Genomic DNA, 19,323 nt, shown 5'->3' with positions numbered 1-19,323 from the left:
CGCAAGCGTGCCGAAGAAGCGCTCCGCGAGGCCGAGGAACGCTACCGCACGCTCGTCGAACAGCTGCCGGCTGTCGTCTATCTAGAGGGAGCGCAGCCCATCCGTTACCCGGACGGCCGACTGGCGCGGCCACTTCTCTACGTCAGCCCGCAGGTGGAACAGCTCACCGGTTACCGGCCGGAGGAGCACCAGCAGGACCGCACGCTCTGGATCCGCGCGATCCATCCGGAAGACTATCCACGCGTCCGGCAGGAAACGCGGGAGGCATGGGCAACGGGCCAGTTCCGGAGCGAGTTCCGGATCGTGCGACGCGACGGTGCAGTCCGCTGGATCGAGAGTACCGCACGCCTCGTCCGCGACGATCAGGGGAAACCGCTTTACTGGCAGGGCGTCATGCTCGACGTCACCGAGCGCAAGCAGGCCGAGCACGCGCTGCGCGAGGCCGAGGAACGCTACCGGACGCTCGTCGAGCAGATCCCAGCAGCAGTGCTCGTCACGTCAGCCGATCCGGTCGTCCTCCCGGATGGCTCGCTCCACTACCCGGTGAGCTTCCTCAGCCAGCGGATCGAGGAGGTAACCGGGTTCAGCCGCGAGGAGTTCCTCGCGACGCCCGGTCTCTGGTTCAGCCGCATGCACCCGGACGACCAGCCGCGCGTTTTCGCCGAGGCCGTGCGGACCGACGAGACCGGCGAACCGTTCCAAGCGACGTACCGGTTCCAGCGCAAGGACGGGCGTTGGGTTTGGCTGGAGAACCGGGCGATCATGATCCGCGATGCCGAGGGCAAGCCACTGTTCTGGCACGGCCTCTTGATCGACGTGACCGAGCGCAAGCGCGCCGAAGAACTCCTGCTCGCCCAGACGACTCTGCTGCGCATGATCGCGGAAGCGGCCCCCTTGAGCGAGATCCTCGAACTCCTCTGTCGCCTCGTGGAACAGCAGGCTCCCGACCTCCGCTGCTCGGTCCTGCTGCTCGGGTCCGATGACCGACTCTACCACGGTGCAGCACCCAACCTGCCATCCTCCTACACTGCCGCGATCGACGGCCTCCCGATCGGTCCCCAGGCCGGAAGTTGCGGCACCGCCGCGTACCTCGGACGAGCGATCTTCGTCGAGGATATCGCCAGCGATCCCCGTTGGACCGCCTATCGGGAGGTCGCGCTCGCAGCTGGCTTGCGCGCTTGCTGGTCCACGCCGATCCTGGGCACGACTGGGAACGTCCTTGGAACGCTCGCCCTCTATGCGAGCGAGCCACGCGGCCCGCAGCCCAACGAGGAACGGCTGCTCGAGCTCGCGACGCAGCTCGCAGCGCTCGCCCTGGAACGCTGGCAGGAGTCGGAAGCGCTGCGCCACCGCGCCTTCCATGACCCCTTGACCGGCTTGCCCAACCGACTCTTGTTCCTCGACCGTCTGGAGCACGCCTTGGCACGCGCCGATCGGGATGGTGGAGGCCTCGCCGTCCTCTTCCTCGATCTGGACGACTTCAAGCGCGTGAACGATACCTGGGGGCATGCGGTGGGGGACGCCACGCTGGAGGAGATCGCCACTCGGTTGAGCCAGCAGGTGCGGGCTGGTGACACGGTCGCCCGCTTCGCTGGCGACGAGTTCACGGTCCTGCTCGAGAATGTGACGGGGGAGGTCGATGTCCGTGCCGTCGCCGAGCGCTTGCTCGCTGCCCTCGAACCGCCCATCCAGAGCGGCGAACACGAGGTCCGCATCGGTCTCTCCATCGGGGCAGCGGTCGCCACTGACCGGCCACTGCCGGACAGTGGCACGCTGCTGCTCAGTGCCGATCAGGCACTCTATGCTGCCAAACGGCGGGGCAAGGGCTGCTTTGAGATCGCGATTGTCCAACCCGGCAGCAGCCAGGCCGAACGCCGGTCCAGCTGAAGGAACGCGCACTAAGACACTGGAGCTCGATCACCAGCTGACGAGCGCAGGAGCTTTCCCTGGAACGCATGGGGTCGCACGACGAGAAGGCATCCGACGCCGTGACCAGCGCCCGATCGGCGCGGTATCATGGTGACCTCGGAGGAGGACCGGGTGGCCGGACAAACAGTTCGCTTGGTGACCATCGAACGGATCGCGGGCCAGGAACTCTGGGTCCAGCCAGCGGCTTTCCGCGACCTTTCCCGACTCGCCCAGCTCCAACGTGCCTGCTTCGAGCCACGCCAGGCCTACAGCCTGTGGGCCCTCGTCGTTCTCTGGTTCTGGCCTGGTGTTCGGGTGCTGGTCGCACGGGTCGCGGACGAGGTCGTCGGGTGCGTGGTGGGGGACCGGCGTGGCCGCCATGCGCGTGTCCTCAACCTCTGTGTGGCACCAGCCTGGCGACGGCGCGGGATCGGTGCGCTCCTGCTCGCCGCCCTGGAGCAGGAACTCGCGGCCGATCTCTATACCTTGATGGTCGAGGACAAGAACGCACCCGCCCGAGCGCTCTATCGTCGATTCGGCTACGTGCCGATCGCCGAGGTTCGCCACTATTACGGTCGCAATCGCCACGGCGTCCTCATGCAGAAACGCCGTGGCGAACGCCCGCACTGGCCGTGAGCGCCGCTACCAGCACCGCCCGCTGAGACAGACCGACCCCTGTCCGGGATTGTGGAGCATGAGGACGATCCCCGCACCCCACACCACGATGAAGAGGAGCGCCAGGATCACCGCAGTGAGCACGATCGCCCGCCCGCGGGGCGTCAGCGGTTCCGGTTGCATGCCGATGAATCCCATACCCTGCCCCTTTCTTCTCGGGCCGGATTGTAACGCGTCGGATGCTCGCCAGCCTACGCCGAGAGGAGGCGAGCCGTGCTCACTCGCCCACGCTCGCCTCATGGCCGGTGCTCACCATCGGCGCACCGTGGCGATCACGCAGGATCACCTTGCCCGATCGCTGCTCGCTTCCCCGCTGGTCGCGCGCCACGCACGAGCGCAGCGCTGCGCGCTCCGGCGAGCCTCGTTCAGAGGACGCGGCCGCAGCGTGGACAGAAGACTTCCGCATCGCTGATATCGGCATGGCAGTACGGGCAGCGATTGTCCACCGGGCGGGGTACAGTATCGGCCGCCGGTCGCGCGAGCACCGCTGTCTCCTGCTCGGCTATGTCGCCGCGCGTGCTCCCCCCGGTCTCCGGAGCTGCGGCGGCAGCACGCAATGGCCTCGTCGGTTCCCCTGCTGGGTGGACTGGCTCTGTCTTGTACGCCACCTCCGGTTGGTGCCGGACGAAGGGAACACGCGGCGGCAGAGGACGGGTCGGCGTGTGCTGGAGCGTGAACTCCAGATCGCGGCGAATCGGTTCGACCTCCTCTTCGACTGCTCGCGCGCCGAGCACGGCCGCGAGCACGATGAGCGGGAGACCGAAGAGTGCACCAGCCAGCAACACCCACGGCATGCTCTCGCTCAAGAGGCGCGCCACGATCGCCTGCTCGAAGAGTCCCGACGGAGCGCCACCCAGGAGATACAGCCGGATCGCCCGCAGCGCGAAGCCGAGCACGAGCAGGCCGTTGGCCAGCGCGATGGCCGCACCGAGCAGACGCCCGAGTATGCCCGGCTGTGGCGTCAGGATCACTGAGCTCGCCCCGTAGCCGATGAGGAAGGTACAGGCGACGAGCACCAGGACCGCAGCCAAAAAGCTCGCTGCTCCCTCGCCGAGTCCCGTACGCTCGGCGAGATCCAGACCCCACGGCTGCGCCCAGAACTCGCCCAGCGCGAAGCCGAGCAAGATTCCCAGCGTCACCACGAGTTCCCGCGCCGCCCCACGCCAGAAGCCGACTGGGACGAAGAGCGCGAGCAACACGAGCAGCAAGACATCGAGCGCGAGATAAAGGGTCACGGCACGTCACATCCGCTGACGAGCGACGACTCCGTACCAAGCCTACCATGCACCGCACGGCGGTCAGCGTGGCAACTCGCGGAGTGCTGCCAGGCCATCGCGCAACAAACGGGCTGGGCGGAGTTCTCTGCTGAGGTCTCGCAGGATCTCTCGATACTTCCGAACCTTCGGAGTACTGTCGACCGTCAGGTAATGGCGAATGGCATGGGCGAGTGCCGCCGGCACCTCTCGCAGGAGGTAGGGTCGAGCATGGACGAACGGTGTGACGTTGCGGATCAACTCCAGGTCCGGTAGCACGAAGCTCGCCTCGAGCTTCTCCCAGTACCGGCTGAGCGCCAGTGCGGAATAGTCACCGGTCTGGCGCGCCTCGAGAATCGCCTCGGCAGCGAGCTTGCCGGAGATCATCGCGAAGTTCGATCCCTCGCGACTGAGCGGGTTGACGAACCCGGCCGCATCGCCCACGACCAGCGCTCCGTCGGTGAAAAGGGTGGGGAGTGCTCGCCAACCACCTTCCGGGATCAGGTGCGCGCTGTATTCGACGAGCTCAGCCCCTTCCAGGAGCGGTGCGATCGCCGGATGCCGCTTGAAGCGTTCCAGGAGATCACTGACATTGACCTCGTGCGCGATGAGATCGCTGAGCAGCGCTCCCGTCCCGATCGACAGCGTCTCCCGATTGGTATAGATGAAGCCGTACCCGAGCAAACCGCCCGTTGCCGCGCCGAACGCCTCGATGGCGACCCCTTGGCCGGGCGGCACCGCGAAGCGGCGGTCGATCTCCTCCGCGGGCAACCGGAGCAGCTCTTTCGCGACGAGCGCCTGCTCCTCGGGGCGGGCGTCACGCGCCAAACCAGCCTTCTGCGCGAGGAGCGAGTTCGCTCCGTCAGCCAACACGACCACGTCCGCGTACAGGTCTCCCTGCTCCCCGGCACGTACGCCGACGATCCGACCATCGTCCCAGAGGACATCCTCGACCGTGACCTCGGCCGCGATCAGGGCACCGGCTGCCTCCGCCTGCTGGGCGAACCAGCGATCCCACTCGGCACGGAGAACACTGAATGCATTGTAGGGTGGCTGACCGAAGACCGGCGTGCGGTAGCTCAAGCCGATCGCATCTTCGTCGGTGAGCAGCAGATACCGCTGCTCGACGATCGCTCGCTCGAGCGGTGCCTCACGCCAGAATCCGGGAACCAACTCCTCGGTCGGCTGGCGGTAGAGGATCCCACCCATCACGTTCTTGGCTCCGGGATAGGCACCGCGCTCGAGGACGACCACCTCCACCCCTGCTCGAGCGAGCGTCAACGCTGCAGCGACACCCGCTGGGCCGGCTCCGACCACGATGACGTCGACGCGCTCCTGGCTCATGCACCTTTCCCTCGTCGTTCGCGGAGCCGAGCGATGAGACGCGGCACGATCTCGCGCCAGTCACCGATGATCGCGAGATCGGCCATCTTGACCAGCGGAGCATTGGGATCGCGATTGATCACCACGATCGTCTCGCTCCCTTGCATCGCCACCGTATGCTGGACCGCGCCCGAGACTCCGACCCCGAGATACAGCTTGGGACGAACCTGCTTGCCGGTTTGACCGATCTGCTCGTAGTGCGGGCGCCAGCCGAGGTCGCTGACCGCTCGGGTGCAGCCGAGCGCCCCACCGAGGAGCTCCGCCAGTTCCGCCAGCGGCCCAAACCCCTCCGGCCCGCCGATCCCCCGGCCACCGACGACCACCACCGGCGCACTTTCCAGATCGACCTGCCCACGCGGCTTATCCACCATCCGCGTGACGCGCACGCGCCGGTCACGCTCGTCCAGCACCACTTCCAGTGCCTCGATCGTCGCGGTCGCCTCGGCCGGCTCGGGTGGGCGGAACGCACCGGAGCGCACGGTCACGACCGCAGCGCGCTCGCGGCTCGCCCGCACGGTAGTGAGCAGCTTGCTCTGATACACCGGACGCGTGACGACGAACGCCTCCGGCGTGACCTCCAGCGCGACGATATCGACCAAGTGAGGAATACGGCGCTCAGCGGCGACCAGTGCCGCGGTATCGCGCCCCAGGGTCGTGCCGGGCACGAGAACGAGCGCCGGCTCGACCTGCTCCCACGCGCGCTGGACCGCTCGTGCCATCCGCGCTGCCACCGGGTCAGCGAATTCCGGCCCGTCGGCCACGAGCACGCGCGCCACGCCGAGGCGTGCGACCTGCTCGGCGGCTCCGCTGACCCCGTGTCCCACGACGAGTGCCGTGACCGGGCCGAGCGCTGCGCTCGCCTGGCTCGCCGCACCGAACAGCTCCAGCGCAGCCGGGCGCGCTGCGCCCTGCGCCGTTTCGACGACGACCAGGAGACCCTCTCCAGCCATCGATCGCTCATCCCTTCCTCAGCCCAGCAAGCCGCGCGCTTCCAGGAATACGAGCAGGCGCTCGGCTGCCTCGTCGGGCGAGACGTCCTGGACCACGATACCTGCTGCCTTCGCTTCCGGTTGGCTCGCGCCAGCCCAGCTGACGAGCGGTACCAACTCACTGGCGTCCAGACCGAGATCAGCCGGTGCGAGTCGCTCGACCGGCTTGCGGCGAGCGTCCATGATGCCGCGCAACGTGGGCAAGCGTGGCTGGGGCAACGCGGAGAGCGCGCAGAGCACCAGAGGCGGAGCCACATCCTGGAACTGGTGCCCGTCCTCGATCTCCCGTTCGATGGTGAAAACACCGTCCCGAAACTCCCAGCCGACCACATTGCTCACCAGAGGAACATCGAGCAAGGCTGCTACCGCGGGGCCGACGTTGCCGGTTCCGGAATCGCTCGTCTCTTGCCCGCACCAGATCACGTCCGGCTGTTCGCGTCGCAGCCAGGCGGCGAGCACGGTCGCCGTTACCCAGCTGTCTCCCGGCAACCCCTCGCCCTCGATGGAGACCGCCCGGTCGGCACCCATCGCCAGCGCGCGATTGAGCGCGTCTCGCGCCGGCCCGACGCTCGCGACGACGATCTCTCCGCCGACCTGCTCCCGGAGCCGCAGCGCTGCCTCGAGCGCGTAGAGGTCGTACTCGTTGGCGACTTCCTGGATGCCTGGTAGCAAATCCCCCAGCCGAGGATCGAACCGCACGGCGTTCGGATCGGGAACCTGCTTCACGAGCACCGCGATCTTCACCGTTTCCCTCCATCCCACCAGCTGGACGACGCGTCAACGCCCGCGAAAAGTCGGCCGACGCTTTTCCAGAAATGCCCGCATCCCCTCCCGCTGATCCTCGGTGGTGAACGCATAGGCGAACACCTGCCGCTCGTAGGTCAGCCCCGCCTCGAGCCCCTGCTCGAGCCCGAAGCGAACCGCCGCCTTGGTCAGGCGCACCGCGAGTGGCCCGTTGGCCGCGATCTGGTTCGCCAGTTCCCGAGCTCGCTCGAGGAGTTGGTCAGCTGGATAGACGGCATTGACGAGCCCGAGCCGCAACGCTTCCTGCGCATCGACGCGACGCCCCGTATAGAGCAACTCGCGGGCGATACCAGGCGGAACGACGCGCGGCAGCCGTTGCGATCCGCCCCAGCCTGGTGGGATACCCAGCGTCACCTCCGGCTGGGCGAAGACAGCGCGCTCGCTGGCGAGACGGATGTCGCACGACAGGGCGATCTCGCAGCCACCTCCCAGCGCGTAGCCGTTGACCGCTGCGATGTACGGTTGCGGTGCTTCCTCGATCGCCCGGCAAACGGCATGTCCCAACTCGGCGAAGGCGAGCGCCTCGGCCGGTGACTTCTCCACCATCTCGCTGATATCGGCTCCGGCGATGAACGCGCGCTCCCCTGCCCCGGTGAGGACGACGACCGCGATCGCCTCCTCCGCTGCCAATTCCTGCACGACCGCGAGCAGGGCCCGCAACGTCACGGTATCGAGCGCGTTGAGTCGTTCCGGGCGCTCGACCGTAACGAGGGCGATCGCCCCCTCTCGCTCGACGCGCACGCTCATGCCTCACCTCCGCCAGCGAGCAGACGACGGAATTCCTCGCCGCGCTGCGCGTACCGCTGCGCGCGCTCCAGGAGCTCGGCCCGTTCTTCGGCGGTCACCTCGCGCCGGATACGCGCCGGGATGCCGATCGCGACCGTTCCCGCCGGGATTTCCATCCCCTCCGGCACCAACGCTCCGGCCGCCACGATCGCTCCCGCCCCGACACGCGAACCGGTGAGCAGGATCGCCCCCATGCCGATCTGGGCACCAGCGGCGACCTGTGCGCCGTGCACGATCGCACCATGGCCGATCGTGACATCGTCCTCGATCACCACCGGGAATCCCTCGTCGAGGTGGACGATGACCCCTTCCTGCAGATTGACGCGTTGGCCGATCCGGATCGGTCCGATGTCGCCGCGCAGTACGACGCCGAACCAGAGGCTCGACCTCGGCCCCACGACGACATCGCCGATCACGACCGCCGTCGGCGCGACGAAGACGTCCGGCGCGAGTTGCGGCTGCTTTCCCCGATAGGGAATGACGAGCGGACGCATCTCATCCCCGCACCACGACCGTCTCGTACCCCTGAGCTGGTGGCTGCGGACAACGGAGCGGTTTGTCCACGCGATAGCCGAGCGCATACTCGGCCTGCAGGAGCGTGTGGATTTCGCGCGTTCCCTCGTAGATCACCGCGCCACGTGCGTTGCGGAAGTAGCGCTCCACCGGATACTCGTTGGAATAACCGTAGGCGCCGTGGATCTGCACCGCATCGTTGGCTGCCTCGAAGGCGCAATCGCAGGCGTGCCACTTGGCGAGCGAGGTTTCGCGGGTATTGCGGATCCCGCGGTTCTTGAGTTCAGCGGCGCGGAAGACCAACAGACGCGACGTCTCGTAGCCGCGAACCATCTTGGCGATCATCTGTTGCACGAGCTGGAACCGCCCGATCTCCTGCCCGAAAGCCTGACGCTCGTGGCAGTACTTGACGCTCGCCTCCAGACAGGCCCGGATCAGCCCACATGCCCCGGCCGCCACGGTGAAGCGACCCTGATCGATCGCGCTCATCGCGATCTTGAAGCCCTCCCCCGGTTCGCCGATCATGTTTTCAGCCGGCACGCGGACGTTCTGGAGCGAGATCCAACCGGTATCGCCCGCGCGCACCCCCAGCTTGCCGTGGAGCGAGCCGGTCGTGAGCCCGGGCATCCCGCGCTCCACCATGAACGCGCACAGTCCGCGATGACCGAGTGCCGGGTCGAGCGTGGCGAAGACGAGGAAATGGTCAGCCGTATTGGCGAGCGAGATCCACATCTTCTCGCCATTCAGGATGTAACTGTCGCCATCGCGGACCGCGCGCGTCTGGATATGCCCAGCATCCGAGCCCGCACCCGGCTCGGTGAGCGCGAAGGTCGCCAGTTTCTCCCCCCGTGCCTGGGGAACCAACCAGCGCTGCTTCTGCTCCTCGGTCCCCCACTGGAGGAGCGTCAAGCTGTTCAAGCCGACGTGCACGCTGATCGCCACGCGGAGGAACGTATCGACTGCCTCCAGTTCCTCGCAGGCGAGCGCGAGGGCGACGTAATCGAAGCCTCCGCCGCCGTATCGCTCGGGGATCGGCAAGCCGAGCAGTCCCAACTCACCCATCCGCCGATAGATCTCCGGGTGATACTCCCCCTTGGCATCCCACTCGCGGATGTAGGGAGCGACCTCCCGCTGCGCCCACTCGCGGACCATGTCCCGCACTTGGATCTGTTCCGGGGTGAACTCGAAATCCATGACTGACCTCCCAGAGCGTCACTCGCTGCCGCGAGGCTCGCCGCCTCGGCACCCTCTGGCGCGCAGTATAGGTCAGCTGGGTTTCCCTTACAAGCGGGGAAGGTTTCGAGGAAAACCCCACACATCCCGAAGAAATGTCCTACTCCGTCCCGACTGTCCGTGGAACTGCATCGACACCGCCACCAGCGCGTCGTTACCGGAGGGCAACCACGAGACGAGTCCGACGATCGTCCAGTGAACGAAGCGAGGAGCTGCCGTCCGCCGTGTTTCCTTGCACGCTCACGCCACCCAGCGGGCCGCCGCCTCTTCCCAATTCTGCATACGGCCATTCAGGAGTGTGACGACATCCAAGCGATCCGCCAGCTCCATCGCCCCCTCGGTCGCCCGTTCACCGACGACGAGAGGAACGACACGCTTCAGGGCTGGTTGCAGGACCATCGCTCGCGTCACCGCGCGCTCGACATCGGTCCGATCGACGACACCCGACACCTCGACCACGAGCCAGAGCTCGATCGATGGATCCCGCCGCAAGCGCCCCCGGACGAGCAGATCGGCATCGAGTACCTCATCGAATACTGCGGCACCGACGAGGGGCCGCAACTGCTCCGCCCAGTCCCCGGGAGGGCGTACTTTGATCTTCTCCAGCACGAAACCAAGCCACGAGCTGAGGCGTTGCTGCGAGCGCAGTTCCAGCGTGATCCCGACCAGCTGATCGAGTCGATTCTCTACTCGATCCAGTCGCGCCTCGACTCGCAGGAACCGCTGCTCGACAGCTTCGCGGAACTGCACAAACTCTTGCGTGAGACGCTCGACTGTTGCCCGGAGTTCGGCAATCTGCCGCGAATGCTCGCGCAGCTGCTCGCTGTGTTCCGCGACCGCCTCCCGCAGCTCCCCGATCTGTCGCGAATGTTCTTCAACCGTCGCGCGCAGTTGCGCAATCTGTCGCGAGTGTTCCGCGACCGCCTCCCGCAGCTCCCCGATCTGTCGCGAATGTTCCCGCACTTGCTCGGTCTCCTGTCGAACAGTCTCCTGCAAGGCACGCGCCTGAGCTGCCTCCGCCTCGACTGTCTCGCGCAGGGCAGCGATCGCTTGCTCGACCCGGGTGAAGCGCTCGAGTGCTGCGGTATGGGCGGCGATGAGCTCGCTGGTGACTGCCCGCAGCTCGCGGATATCGCGGGACAGCTGCGCCACCTCCTCCGGCAGGCGCACGATCTCCTCGCTCAGGAGCAAGCGTCGGAGCTCCGCGCGCCACTCTGGATGTTCTTCGAGCAAGCGGACGAGGTCACGCAGGTCTTTGACGTCCATCCAGCAAAGCCTCCTCGACCAGTGTACTCGAAAATCGGTGCTACTGTAGGCCGTTGCTCGTACCATCGTGGCCCGCTCGTCCCCGTGCTTGGGGACACTCAGCGAGCCAGGCATCCAACCGTGGCACTCCACCCAGTCGCTGTTACCCTGCAGTCGGACGCTTCCCGTGGGCATACTCGACGCCGGGGGAACCGATGATGGACGACCGACTCGCGCTCGCACTCGTCGTCCCAGCCCAACCGCCGCTGGCCGGTGTCCTCGGCCTCGTCCGCTTGGCGCGCCTCTTGCGCTTCGATGCCGTCATGGTCTGGGATCACCTCCAGGACTTCGTTCCTCGGGTTCTCTGGTCGCCGCGAATCACCTGGTTGGCTCGCCTGCGCGGGAGCCCCCATCCCTACTACGACTTCGCCAGCCTGCTCGGCCGCCTGAGCGCGCACGCTGGACGGCTCCGGCTCGGTGTCGGCGTCACCGATCCGATTCGCCGCCATCCTGTGCTGCTCGCCCAGACGGCGCTCACACTGGCCCATCTGACGCGGCGCCCACCGATCATCGGAATCGGAGCGGGGGAGGCCGAGAATCTGGAACCCTATGGTTTCCCCTTCGATCGACCGGTCGCACGACTGGAGGAAGCGCTCACCATCCTGCGTGCCTGCCTGGACACGCCGGGCGCGATCCGCTTCACCGGACGCTTCTATCGGCTCGCCGACGGCGTCTTCGAACTCACTGCCCCGCCGCGACGCCGACCGGAGATCTGGCTGGGCGCGCACGGGCCGCGCATGCTGGAGCTGGCCGGTCGCTTCGCCGATGGCTGGTACCCGAACTGGATCGATTCGCCCGAGCGCTATGCCGCGCGACTCGCCCAGATCCGCCAGGCCGCGGAGCGCGCTGGTCGCGATCCCACGTCCATCGTTCCAGCCCTCCAGGCCCCCGTGCTCCTCGCCCCGACCGAGGATGCCGCGCGCCGTCTCCTCCGCCATCCGGCGCTGCGGCTCACCGGGCTGCTCCGCCCGGCCGACGAGTGGCGGGAACTCGGGCTCGCGCATCCGCTCGGCGAGCGGTTCCGCGGGTACCTGGACTTCATTCCGGAGCGGATCACCCCGGAGGCGCTCCGTGCTGCCCTGCGCCTTGTCCCTCCGGAACTGGTCGAACGCAGTTTCCTCTGGGGTACTCCCGATCAGGTGCTGGCGCGGATTCGGAGCTATCGGGCAGCAGGTCTGCGCTTCCTCGCGCTCTTGCCGGTTTCCGCTCTCGCCTCGCCGCCGGCGGCAGCGTGGACCATCTTCGCCCTTTGGCGCGTGCGCCGTGCTCTCGAGCGCGACCTCACTGAGCGGTAGGAGGAAAGAGTCGCTCGTCCCGAGCGAGCTCATCGAGGACTGCCGCGAGCAGCCGGTCGCGGTCGACCGGCTGACCGAGTTCGACGAGAAGACTCGTCGCCGTCGGCAGGGGAAGGCAGTCCGCTGGAATGTTGACGTTGATCCCGATCCCGATCAGCAGATACTCGAGCACTTCTGTACGCACGCGACTTTGCAAAAGGATGCCGACCAGTTTGCGGCCATTGACCAGGAGATCGTTCGGCTCCTTGATCGACGGTCGCAGGCCGCAGGTGGCCGCGATCGCCGCCGCGACGCGCTCGGCGACCCGCACGGCGAGACGCTCGTCCTGCACGACCGCGAACGGTGGGCGCGCGATGACCGTGAAGAGCAGCGAGGTTCCGGGTGGAGCGAGCCAACGTCGGCCCTCTCGTCCGCGCCCTTCCGTCTGCTCCTCGGCCAGGACCACGGTCCCCGCCGGTGCGCCGCGGGCAGCGAGGTCCGCGGCGATGTCCATCGTCGAGGTCACGCGCTGGTACCGGTGAACGACCCAGGCGACCATGCTCGCTCAGCTGCGCTCGTCCTCGTCCGACGCCGAGACCGGAGCCGCAACGCGGCGCACCGCGAGCTTGCGCACCCGGTTTCCGGTCACTTCCAGGACGGTCACCTCCAGGCCATCGACCCGCACCGACTCGCCCGGCTGCGGGATACGCCCCAGATGCGCCTGGACCAACCCGCCGATCGTCGAACTCTCCTCCTCTTCCAGCGAGACGCCGAAGATATCCGCGATCTCCTCCAGCGAGATCCGCCCATCGACGATCGCTTCGTCCGCGCTGAGACGTTCGACGAGCGGTGCTTCTGCATCGTACTCGTCCTGGATCTCCCCGACGATCTCCTCCAGCACGTCCTCGATGGTGACGATTCCCGCTGTTCCACCGAACTCGTCGACCACGATGGCCATGTGGACACGCTGGTGCTGCAAGTCGCGCAAGAGCTCATCGACCCGCTTCGACTCCGGGATGAAGTACGCCTCCCGCATGACATCCCCGACCTTGATTCCCTCGGCCGGCTCGAGCGCAAAGCGCAGGAGATCGCGGACGTGCACGATGCCCACGATCCGGTCGATCGTCCCCTGGTAGACCGGCAGCCGCGAGTGACGCGTCTGGCGCGCCACGGCGATCGCATCGCGCACCGACAGCTCGAACGGCACGGCGACGATATCGGTCCGCGGCACCATGATGTCGCGCGCCGTCAGCCGATCGAGCCGCAACACCCGCTCGATCAGTTCTTCCGCCTCCTCGACCACCTCCTCGTGGACTGGCGGGAGCGCTGGGGAGGGAACCGCTGGCGTCCGGGCAAGCGGGATGAGCACCGCTAGTGGCCGCTCGAGGAGCTCGCTGAGCAGGCGCAGCGGCGCCCCCACCCGACCGAGCACGCCGGCGAGCAAGCGGAAGCGAGCGCTCATGAAGAGTTGCCGTCGCTCCAGCAGCGCCATCGGCGCAGCACTGGCGAGGACGATCAGGGCAACGGAGGCGATCAGCGTGGCCACCGCCAGGCTGTGCTGTGGCCACCATCGTTGGCCGATCCGCACGGCGAGGACGGTCAAGCCGAGGAACGCGCTCGCTTGCACGAGCCGGATCGCCGGACGGGCAACACGCAGCTGCTCGAGCGTCGTCTCGTCGTTCCCGTTCTGCGTCTGAGCCAACTCGGCGAGAAACTCCCGCAGCGAGCGACGAGCCGGCAGACAACTCGCCAGATCCACGACAGCCGCCGCGAAGAGGACGACAGCCAAGACCACGAAGAGAATCGCTTCTGTCCAAGGACTACTCAAGCACACACTCCCGGGATGGCCCCGCCAGAGGCGGCGAGCGGTCAGGTGAAGAGTGCACTGATGCTCAGATCCTTATGAATGCGCATGATCGCTTCCGCCAGCAGCGGTGCGACGGTCAGCACCTCCACCTTGTCCGTGCACATCCCTTCTGGTAAGGGAATCGTATCCGTCACGAACACTTTCTCGATCGGTGACACGTGGATCCGCTCCAGTGCCTGCCCAGCGAACACGCCGTGCACGGCAGCTGCGAAGATCCGCCGCGCCCCACGCTCTCGCAAGAGCTCGGCAGCTTGCAGGAGCGTCCCACCGGTCGCGATGATGTCGTCGACGATCACCGCATCCCGGCCCGCGACGTCACCGACCATTTCCAGCACCTCGGCGACCTCTGGTCCGGGTCGCTTCTTGGAGATGATGGCCAAGCTCCCCCCAGCGCGACGGCGGAATTCATCAGCCCGCACGACTGCACCGGCATCCGGGCTGACCACGACGAAGTCGGTGAGGCCCAAGCGTCGGAAATGCGCAGCCAGGATCGGCGTAGCCCGCAGATGATCGACCGGGATATCGAAGAACCCCTCGATCGCTGGTGCGTGCAGGTCGATCGTCAACACGCGATCGGCGCCAGCGGTCGTCAGCAGGTTCGCCAAGAGCTTGGCGCTGATCGGCTCGCGCCCAGCCGTCTTCTTTTCCTGACGCGCGTAGGCGTAATACGGGATCACCGCGGTGATGCGGGCAGCCGAGGCGCGCTTGACCGCATCGAGCATGATCAAAAGTTCCATGATGTTCTGGTTGACCGGGGCGCAGAGCGACTGGATGACGAACACGTCCGAGCCCCGGACATTTTCTTCCAGGCGAACGCGCGTCTCCCCATCGCTCCAGCTGGAGACCTCCGCGCGGCCGAGCGGCGTTTCCAGCACGCCGACGATCGCCTGGGCCAGGCGGGGATTGGAGTTTCCAGCGAAGATCTGCAGTCGACCGTCCACGCTCCTATGCTCCTGTTTCGTCGCGACGGCGCTGGCGCCGCGCTCCCACCAGGCGGGCCGGTACGCCCACCACCGTCGTCCCTGGCGCCACGTCCTTCGTCACCACGCTGCCCGCTCCGGTCCGGGCTCCGCGTCCGACCTGGACAGGCGCAACGAGCATGGTATCGCTGCCGATGAACGCCTCGTCTTCGATGACTGTCCGATGCTTGGCGACCCCGTCGAAGTTGCAGGTCACCGTGCCGGCTCCGATATTGACGCGCTCACCAAGTTCGGCATCGCCGATGTAGCTCATGTGCCCGATCCGGGTGGCACGACCGACGTGTGCGTTCTTGAGCTCGGCAAAGTTGCCGATGTGCACGTCGTCCGCGACGATCGTTCCTGGGCGCAGGTGACTGTACGGACCGACGTGCACGCGCGCTCCGAGCACGGCTTCTTCCAGGACCGAGGCGACGACCGTGGAGTCCGGGCCGACGACGCTATCGCGCACCACGGCATGGGGGCCGACCCGCGCGCCCTGCGCGATTCGTGTCCGTCCCGCCAGAATGGTGAAGGGCTCGATCCGCGCGTCTGGCTCGATCTCGACACTGGGCTCGATCCACGTCGTCGCTGGATCGACGATCGTCACGCCAGCGCGCTGGTGAGCCTGAACGATGCGGTCGCGCAGGATCGCCTCGGCTCGCGCCAGATCGACGCGGTCGTTCACGCCGAGCGCTGTTTCCGGCGGTGCTCCGACCGTGATCACTGCGTCACCGGGTCGCTCAGCCGCTGCCGAGGCGATGAGGGCGGTGTGGTAATACTCGCCGGAAGGACTCCGGGGCAGTCGTGGCAAGGCGTCCTCGAGCCACGCGCGCCAGTAGATCGTCGCACCACTCACCACCTCGACCGGCCCACTGTAACGGTTCGGATCCTCGCGCGCCTCGACGACGCCCGTCACGCGCCCGTCCGGATCACGCCGGATCCGCCCGTAGGCTGCTGGATCGGAGAGCATCGTCGTGAGCACTGCCGCGAGCGGGCGCTGGTGCATGGCTGCGTTGACCAACCGTGCTAGATCTTCCCCCCTGAGCAACGGGTGATCACCGAAGACGAGCAGGACCCACCGGATCTCGGGCCGCAACAACGGCAGTGCGCGACCCAGTGCATGCCCTGTCCCCAACGGTTCCTCCTGCAGCGCGATTTCCCACTCCGTACAGAACTGGGAGCACAGTGCCATCTTCGATGGGCTCGCCACGAGGATCCGCTGGGCAACCGGGAGCACCGCGACGGCATCGAGGACATAACCGAGGAGGGGTCGACCGGCGAGGGGGTGGAATTCTTTCGGGAGGCGCGAACGCATCCGTGTCCCGAGCCCTCCCGCAAGCACCACGGCTGCGAGCGGCTCAGCCGGCGTCGTTTGCGTGCTGTCTGACTTCTCGTCCACCGTCGCTGATCGATCAGGCATGCTGCGAGACGCTCTCGCATGCCTCCGGCTGGCGGGCCAGGATTCGAACCTGGAACAAGGACTCCAAAGGCCCCTGTGATACCGTTTCACCACCCGCCAACGTGTTCACCGAAGAAAGCGTACACGGTGCATGGCGCGCTGTCAACTGGCACGCGCGCCACCAGGGTACTGGAGAGCCCGCCGTGCGATGTGCAGGTGGGCACTGGAGCACCCGCTGCAGTCGCACGGGACCGCGAGCGCCGCTGCAAGGGCAACGGAGCGGGGCGGTCGCGCTCCCCATCGAGCGCACGCGGTCGCACTGGACCAGGGAACGTGCCCACACGGGCCGCGACGCGAGGGATCGGCTGTCGCGCGCTACGCCTTTTCGAACGGACCGCCGATCCCGACGGCATGGTCCCCCGCGAGACGATCAGCCAAGAGGCTTCGAGCCCTCCGAGACATTTCCGAAACCCGCGATTTTCCGCATGGCACAGCCGGAACCTGCCGAGCTTGCAGCCCTCAGAGGTGCTGCCGAAACGGGCTCCTCGCGCCCGGCTCGCTCCAGCATCCCGCTTTTTCGGCCCTCGACGGTACGCTCGAAAGCCCGGCAGGTGATCGCCGACCAGCAGAGGGAAACTGGAGCGAGCCTTCAGCGGGACGGTGGTCACGGCGCACGAGGATGCCTTCTGGATCGTCCTTGCGCCGTTCGAGCGCCCATCGGTCGTGCCGAAAGTCGTCCGTGGTGGGCGACGATCCGCCAACTCGGGATCGTTTCCTGCCGCCCTCGGTCCTGTCGACACTCGATCGTCTCCTGCGTCACCCGACCGATCGAAGCACGTTCCTCGCCCACCGTGGTCCTGTCGAGACGATGCCGATCGTGTTCCGCCCCGGCCGTTCGCGCGTTTCTCGCCCTCATGGGTACTGTCGAAACATGGGTATCGTCGAAACGCCGTTCGCTCGCTCTGCACGCGCACCACCGCACGCATTTCGAGCACTCATCGCTGCTGTCGAAACCCAAGGGAGAGACGCGCGTCTGCTCGACCGACCTCCTGCTGTACTCCCGTCTACTCACTTGACAAGCTTGTGTTGGATGTGGTATACTATGTAATGGGTCAAGGAGGTGCATGTGGAATACAAGCATACGCTTGCCAACCTCGAGGCCATTGTCGTCGCCCACGAGTTCCGGGACGGCGAAGTGGCTATCGGCGGTATCACGGTGGTCGCGGTTCGCCGCGACGACCGCTTGGTCGCGATCCAACCCATCATCTGGCGGGTGCAGTCACAGAAGCCGCTCGCCGCGTTGCACGCACGGTTCGCATCGTTCGCGCGTGCGTTGAAGGTCCTCAAGGACTCCGGGGTGCTGAGCCGCGACGAGGCGATCGCCATCGCGCGCCAACACGGCTTGCCGCCGAAGGTCCCGAGCACACTGGAAGCGGAGGGGTCGCACCTCCAGGCATGACGTTCGGGCACCGAGCGACACGCGAGAGAGCGCACCGAGGGTCGGGTCAGTGGACTCGGCCCTCGCTCGCGTTCGAGCAGCTCTCCTCGACACGCAGCACACTGGTCGTTTCCAACCCTCTTCGGCACGGTCGCAACGAAGGGGGATCGTCCCGAAGGTCATCGTGGCGACAGCGTTTCACGTCCCCACAGGCACTGTCGAAACCTACGCCGTGGCGGCAAGCCAGAGTTGCCATGCTGGCGTTTCAAGCCCTCATAGGTACTGCCAAAACCTGACTGCTGACGACGAACCGAAACCTATTTGAATGAGTTTCAAGCCCTCATAGGTACTGCCAAAACGTTGGTCCATGTCGACCCGGCGCGCGACCGGGCCGAGTTTCAAGCCCTCATAGGTACTGCCAAAACGGAATGACCGACCCGCCGACCCGGGCCGTTCGTTCGGGTTTCAAGCCCTCATAGGTACTGCCAAAACGTGGAGCAGGCGACCCAAAAACTCGCGACGCAGTACGGTTTCAAGCCCTCATAGGTACTACCAAAACTCGCATCGGCGTGGGCAAACGGACTACCGCTACGACGTTTCAAGCCCTCATAGGTACTGCCAAAACCGCCTGTTTCGGTGGGTGGCCGCCGCGGCTGCGGTGGTTTCAAGCCCTCATAGGTACTGCCAAAACGTGGAGATGGGTGGCGAGCAGCTTGGCGTGGCGGTAGGTTTCAAGCCCTCATAGGTACTGCCAAAACCGCGCTGAAGCTCGGATGGTCGGAGGCGTTCATCGAGTTTCAAGCCCTCATAGGTACTGCCAAAACTCTTGACATGCACGTGGAGGTTGTTATCTCGTCACTGTTTCAAGCCCTCATAGGTACTGCCAAAACCATCACGATCCGCGACGACGCGTTGCGTCTCGTCATGTTTCAAGCCCTCATAGGTACTGCCAAAACTCCAGACTGCACGCCCTTTGTACCCGACCCACTCGTGGTTTCAAGCCCTCATAGGTACTGCCAAAACCATCCCCGACCCGGAGGTGTTGCTCGTCGACCCCGAGGTTTCAAGCCCTCATAGGTACTGCCAAAACACGTCGAGGCGCGGGTGGTGGGGAAATCGGTGCGGAGTTTCAAGCCCTCATAGGTACTGCCAAAACTATCCGGCGAACTCCAGGGCTACAGCCTCGCCTACGGTTTCAAGCCCTCATAGGTACTGCCAAAACCGTTGAGCGCCGCTTGCAAGTCCAAAAGTACCTCCTGGTTTCAAGCCCTCATAGGTACTGCCAAAACAGCGGTGCCACTCCATGGCCTGACTCTTGACCCAATGTTTCAAGCCCTCATAGGTACTGCCAAAACGCGGCCGAACACCTGTTCGAGTCGCCGCCTGATCCGAAGTTTCAAGCCCTCATAGGTACTGCCAAAACCACCGCCAGCCCCAGGACGAGGCAGATGCGGTGCTCAGTTTCAAGCCCTCATAGGTACTGCCAAAACCATATACGGGACAAACAGCGCCTCGGCTCGGCGCACCGTTTCAAGCC

At 66.2% G+C, this 19,323-nt stretch carries 17 protein-coding genes, 1 tRNA gene and 1 CRISPR repeat array; of the genes, 4 read left to right on the top strand and 14 right to left on the bottom strand.

From position 1 onward, the window contains the following. Window positions 1-1,887: PAS domain-containing protein (locus ACWIVK_RS02635; protein ID WP_448574992.1), on the top strand; the 1,887-nt coding region annotated here is incomplete at its 5' end. A gap of 153 nt (window positions 1,888-2,040) precedes the next feature. Further along, complete coding sequence (locus tag ACWIVK_RS02630; protein ID WP_448574991.1) at window positions 2,041-2,544, top strand: GNAT family N-acetyltransferase; 504 nt, start codon at window positions 2,041-2,043, stop codon at window positions 2,542-2,544. 6 nt (window positions 2,545-2,550) lie between these two features. Here ACWIVK_RS02630 and ACWIVK_RS02625 read toward each other — a convergent pair whose 3' ends face one another. The 9 genes from ACWIVK_RS02625 to ACWIVK_RS02585 all read right to left on the bottom strand — a co-directional run bounded on the left by ACWIVK_RS02625 (window position 2,551) and on the right by ACWIVK_RS02585 (window position 10,810). Beyond that, complete coding sequence (locus ACWIVK_RS02625; protein WP_448574990.1) at window positions 2,551-2,721, bottom strand: hypothetical protein; 171 nt, start codon at window positions 2,719-2,721, stop codon at window positions 2,551-2,553. 227 nt (window positions 2,722-2,948) lie between these two features. Then, window positions 2,949-3,818 carry a CvpA family protein gene (locus tag ACWIVK_RS02620; protein ID WP_448574989.1) on the bottom strand — a complete coding sequence of 290 codons (870 nt, stop codon included), beginning with the start codon at window positions 3,816-3,818 and terminating at the stop codon, window positions 2,949-2,951. 63 nt (window positions 3,819-3,881) lie between these two features. Continuing rightward, the gene (locus tag ACWIVK_RS02615) at window positions 3,882-5,180 is read right to left on the bottom strand and encodes an FAD-dependent oxidoreductase (RefSeq protein WP_448574987.1); all 1,299 of its coding nucleotides are present in this window, start codon (window positions 5,178-5,180) and stop codon (window positions 3,882-3,884) included. Further along, on the bottom strand, window positions 5,177-6,169 hold the full coding sequence (locus ACWIVK_RS02610; RefSeq protein ID WP_448574985.1) for an electron transfer flavoprotein subunit alpha/FixB family protein: 993 nt from the start codon (window positions 6,167-6,169) through the stop codon (window positions 5,177-5,179). The genes ACWIVK_RS02615 and ACWIVK_RS02610 overlap by 4 nt, the downstream gene beginning before the upstream one ends. 18 nt (window positions 6,170-6,187) lie before the next feature. Next, window positions 6,188-6,952, bottom strand: a complete 765-nt coding sequence (locus ACWIVK_RS02605) for an electron transfer flavoprotein subunit beta/FixA family protein (protein WP_448574984.1) — start codon at window positions 6,950-6,952, stop codon at window positions 6,188-6,190. A 33-nt stretch (window positions 6,953-6,985) separates the two neighbouring features. After that, complete coding sequence (locus ACWIVK_RS02600; protein ID WP_448574983.1) at window positions 6,986-7,759, bottom strand: enoyl-CoA hydratase-related protein; 774 nt, start codon at window positions 7,757-7,759, stop codon at window positions 6,986-6,988. After that, on the bottom strand, window positions 7,756-8,292 hold the full coding sequence (locus ACWIVK_RS02595) for a gamma carbonic anhydrase family protein (protein WP_448574982.1): 537 nt from the start codon (window positions 8,290-8,292) through the stop codon (window positions 7,756-7,758). The genes ACWIVK_RS02600 and ACWIVK_RS02595 overlap by 4 nt, the downstream gene beginning before the upstream one ends. Window position 8,293: 1 nt before the next feature. Continuing rightward, window positions 8,294-9,505, bottom strand: coding sequence for an acyl-CoA dehydrogenase family protein (locus ACWIVK_RS02590; protein WP_448574981.1), 1,212 nt, complete (start codon window positions 9,503-9,505; stop codon window positions 8,294-8,296). A gap of 279 nt (window positions 9,506-9,784) precedes the next feature. After that, window positions 9,785-10,810, bottom strand: coding sequence for a hypothetical protein (locus ACWIVK_RS02585; RefSeq protein WP_448574980.1), 1,026 nt, complete (start codon window positions 10,808-10,810; stop codon window positions 9,785-9,787). A 197-nt stretch (window positions 10,811-11,007) separates the two neighbouring features. Between ACWIVK_RS02585 and ACWIVK_RS02580 the strand changes: the two genes are divergently transcribed. Then, on the top strand, window positions 11,008-12,144 hold the full coding sequence (locus tag ACWIVK_RS02580; protein WP_448574979.1) for an LLM class flavin-dependent oxidoreductase: 1,137 nt from the start codon (window positions 11,008-11,010) through the stop codon (window positions 12,142-12,144). Here the strand turns inward: ACWIVK_RS02580 and ACWIVK_RS02575 are convergent. The 5 genes from ACWIVK_RS02575 to ACWIVK_RS02555 all read right to left on the bottom strand — a co-directional run bounded on the left by ACWIVK_RS02575 (window position 12,131) and on the right by ACWIVK_RS02555 (window position 16,468). Further along, on the bottom strand, window positions 12,131-12,682 hold the full coding sequence (locus ACWIVK_RS02575) for a biotin--[acetyl-CoA-carboxylase] ligase (RefSeq protein ID WP_448574978.1): 552 nt from the start codon (window positions 12,680-12,682) through the stop codon (window positions 12,131-12,133). The genes ACWIVK_RS02580 and ACWIVK_RS02575 overlap by 14 nt on opposite strands. A 6-nt stretch (window positions 12,683-12,688) precedes the next feature. Continuing rightward, window positions 12,689-13,951 (bottom strand): hemolysin family protein, encoded by a 1,263-nt coding sequence (locus ACWIVK_RS02570; protein ID WP_448574977.1) that lies wholly within the window; start codon window positions 13,949-13,951, stop codon window positions 12,689-12,691. A gap of 41 nt (window positions 13,952-13,992) precedes the next feature. Continuing rightward, window positions 13,993-14,931, bottom strand: coding sequence for a ribose-phosphate diphosphokinase (locus tag ACWIVK_RS02565; RefSeq protein WP_448574976.1), 939 nt, complete (start codon window positions 14,929-14,931; stop codon window positions 13,993-13,995). A gap of 4 nt (window positions 14,932-14,935) precedes the next feature. Next, window positions 14,936-16,348 (bottom strand): bifunctional UDP-N-acetylglucosamine diphosphorylase/glucosamine-1-phosphate N-acetyltransferase GlmU, encoded by a 1,413-nt coding sequence (glmU, locus tag ACWIVK_RS02560; RefSeq protein WP_448574975.1) that lies wholly within the window; start codon window positions 16,346-16,348, stop codon window positions 14,936-14,938. A 49-nt stretch (window positions 16,349-16,397) separates the two neighbouring features. Beyond that, window positions 16,398-16,468: transfer RNA gene (locus tag ACWIVK_RS02555), tRNA-Gln, on the bottom strand. 1,006 nt (window positions 16,469-17,474) lie between these two features. On the opposite strand from ACWIVK_RS02555, the gene ACWIVK_RS02550 reads away from it, so the two are divergent. Next, window positions 17,475-17,807 (top strand): hypothetical protein, encoded by a 333-nt coding sequence (locus ACWIVK_RS02550; RefSeq protein WP_448574974.1) that lies wholly within the window; start codon window positions 17,475-17,477, stop codon window positions 17,805-17,807. Window positions 17,808-18,048: 241 nt separating this feature from the next. After that, a CRISPR array of direct repeats spans window positions 18,049-19,276; the repeat unit is 30 nt; unit sequence GTTTCAAGCCCTCATAGGTACTGCCAAAAC. Window positions 19,277-19,323 lie beyond the last annotated feature (47 nt).

Source organism: Thermomicrobium sp., assembly GCF_053493975.1.
The sequence above is the reverse complement of the archived record's forward strand: the minus strand, read 5'-3'. Positions and strand labels throughout refer to the sequence as shown.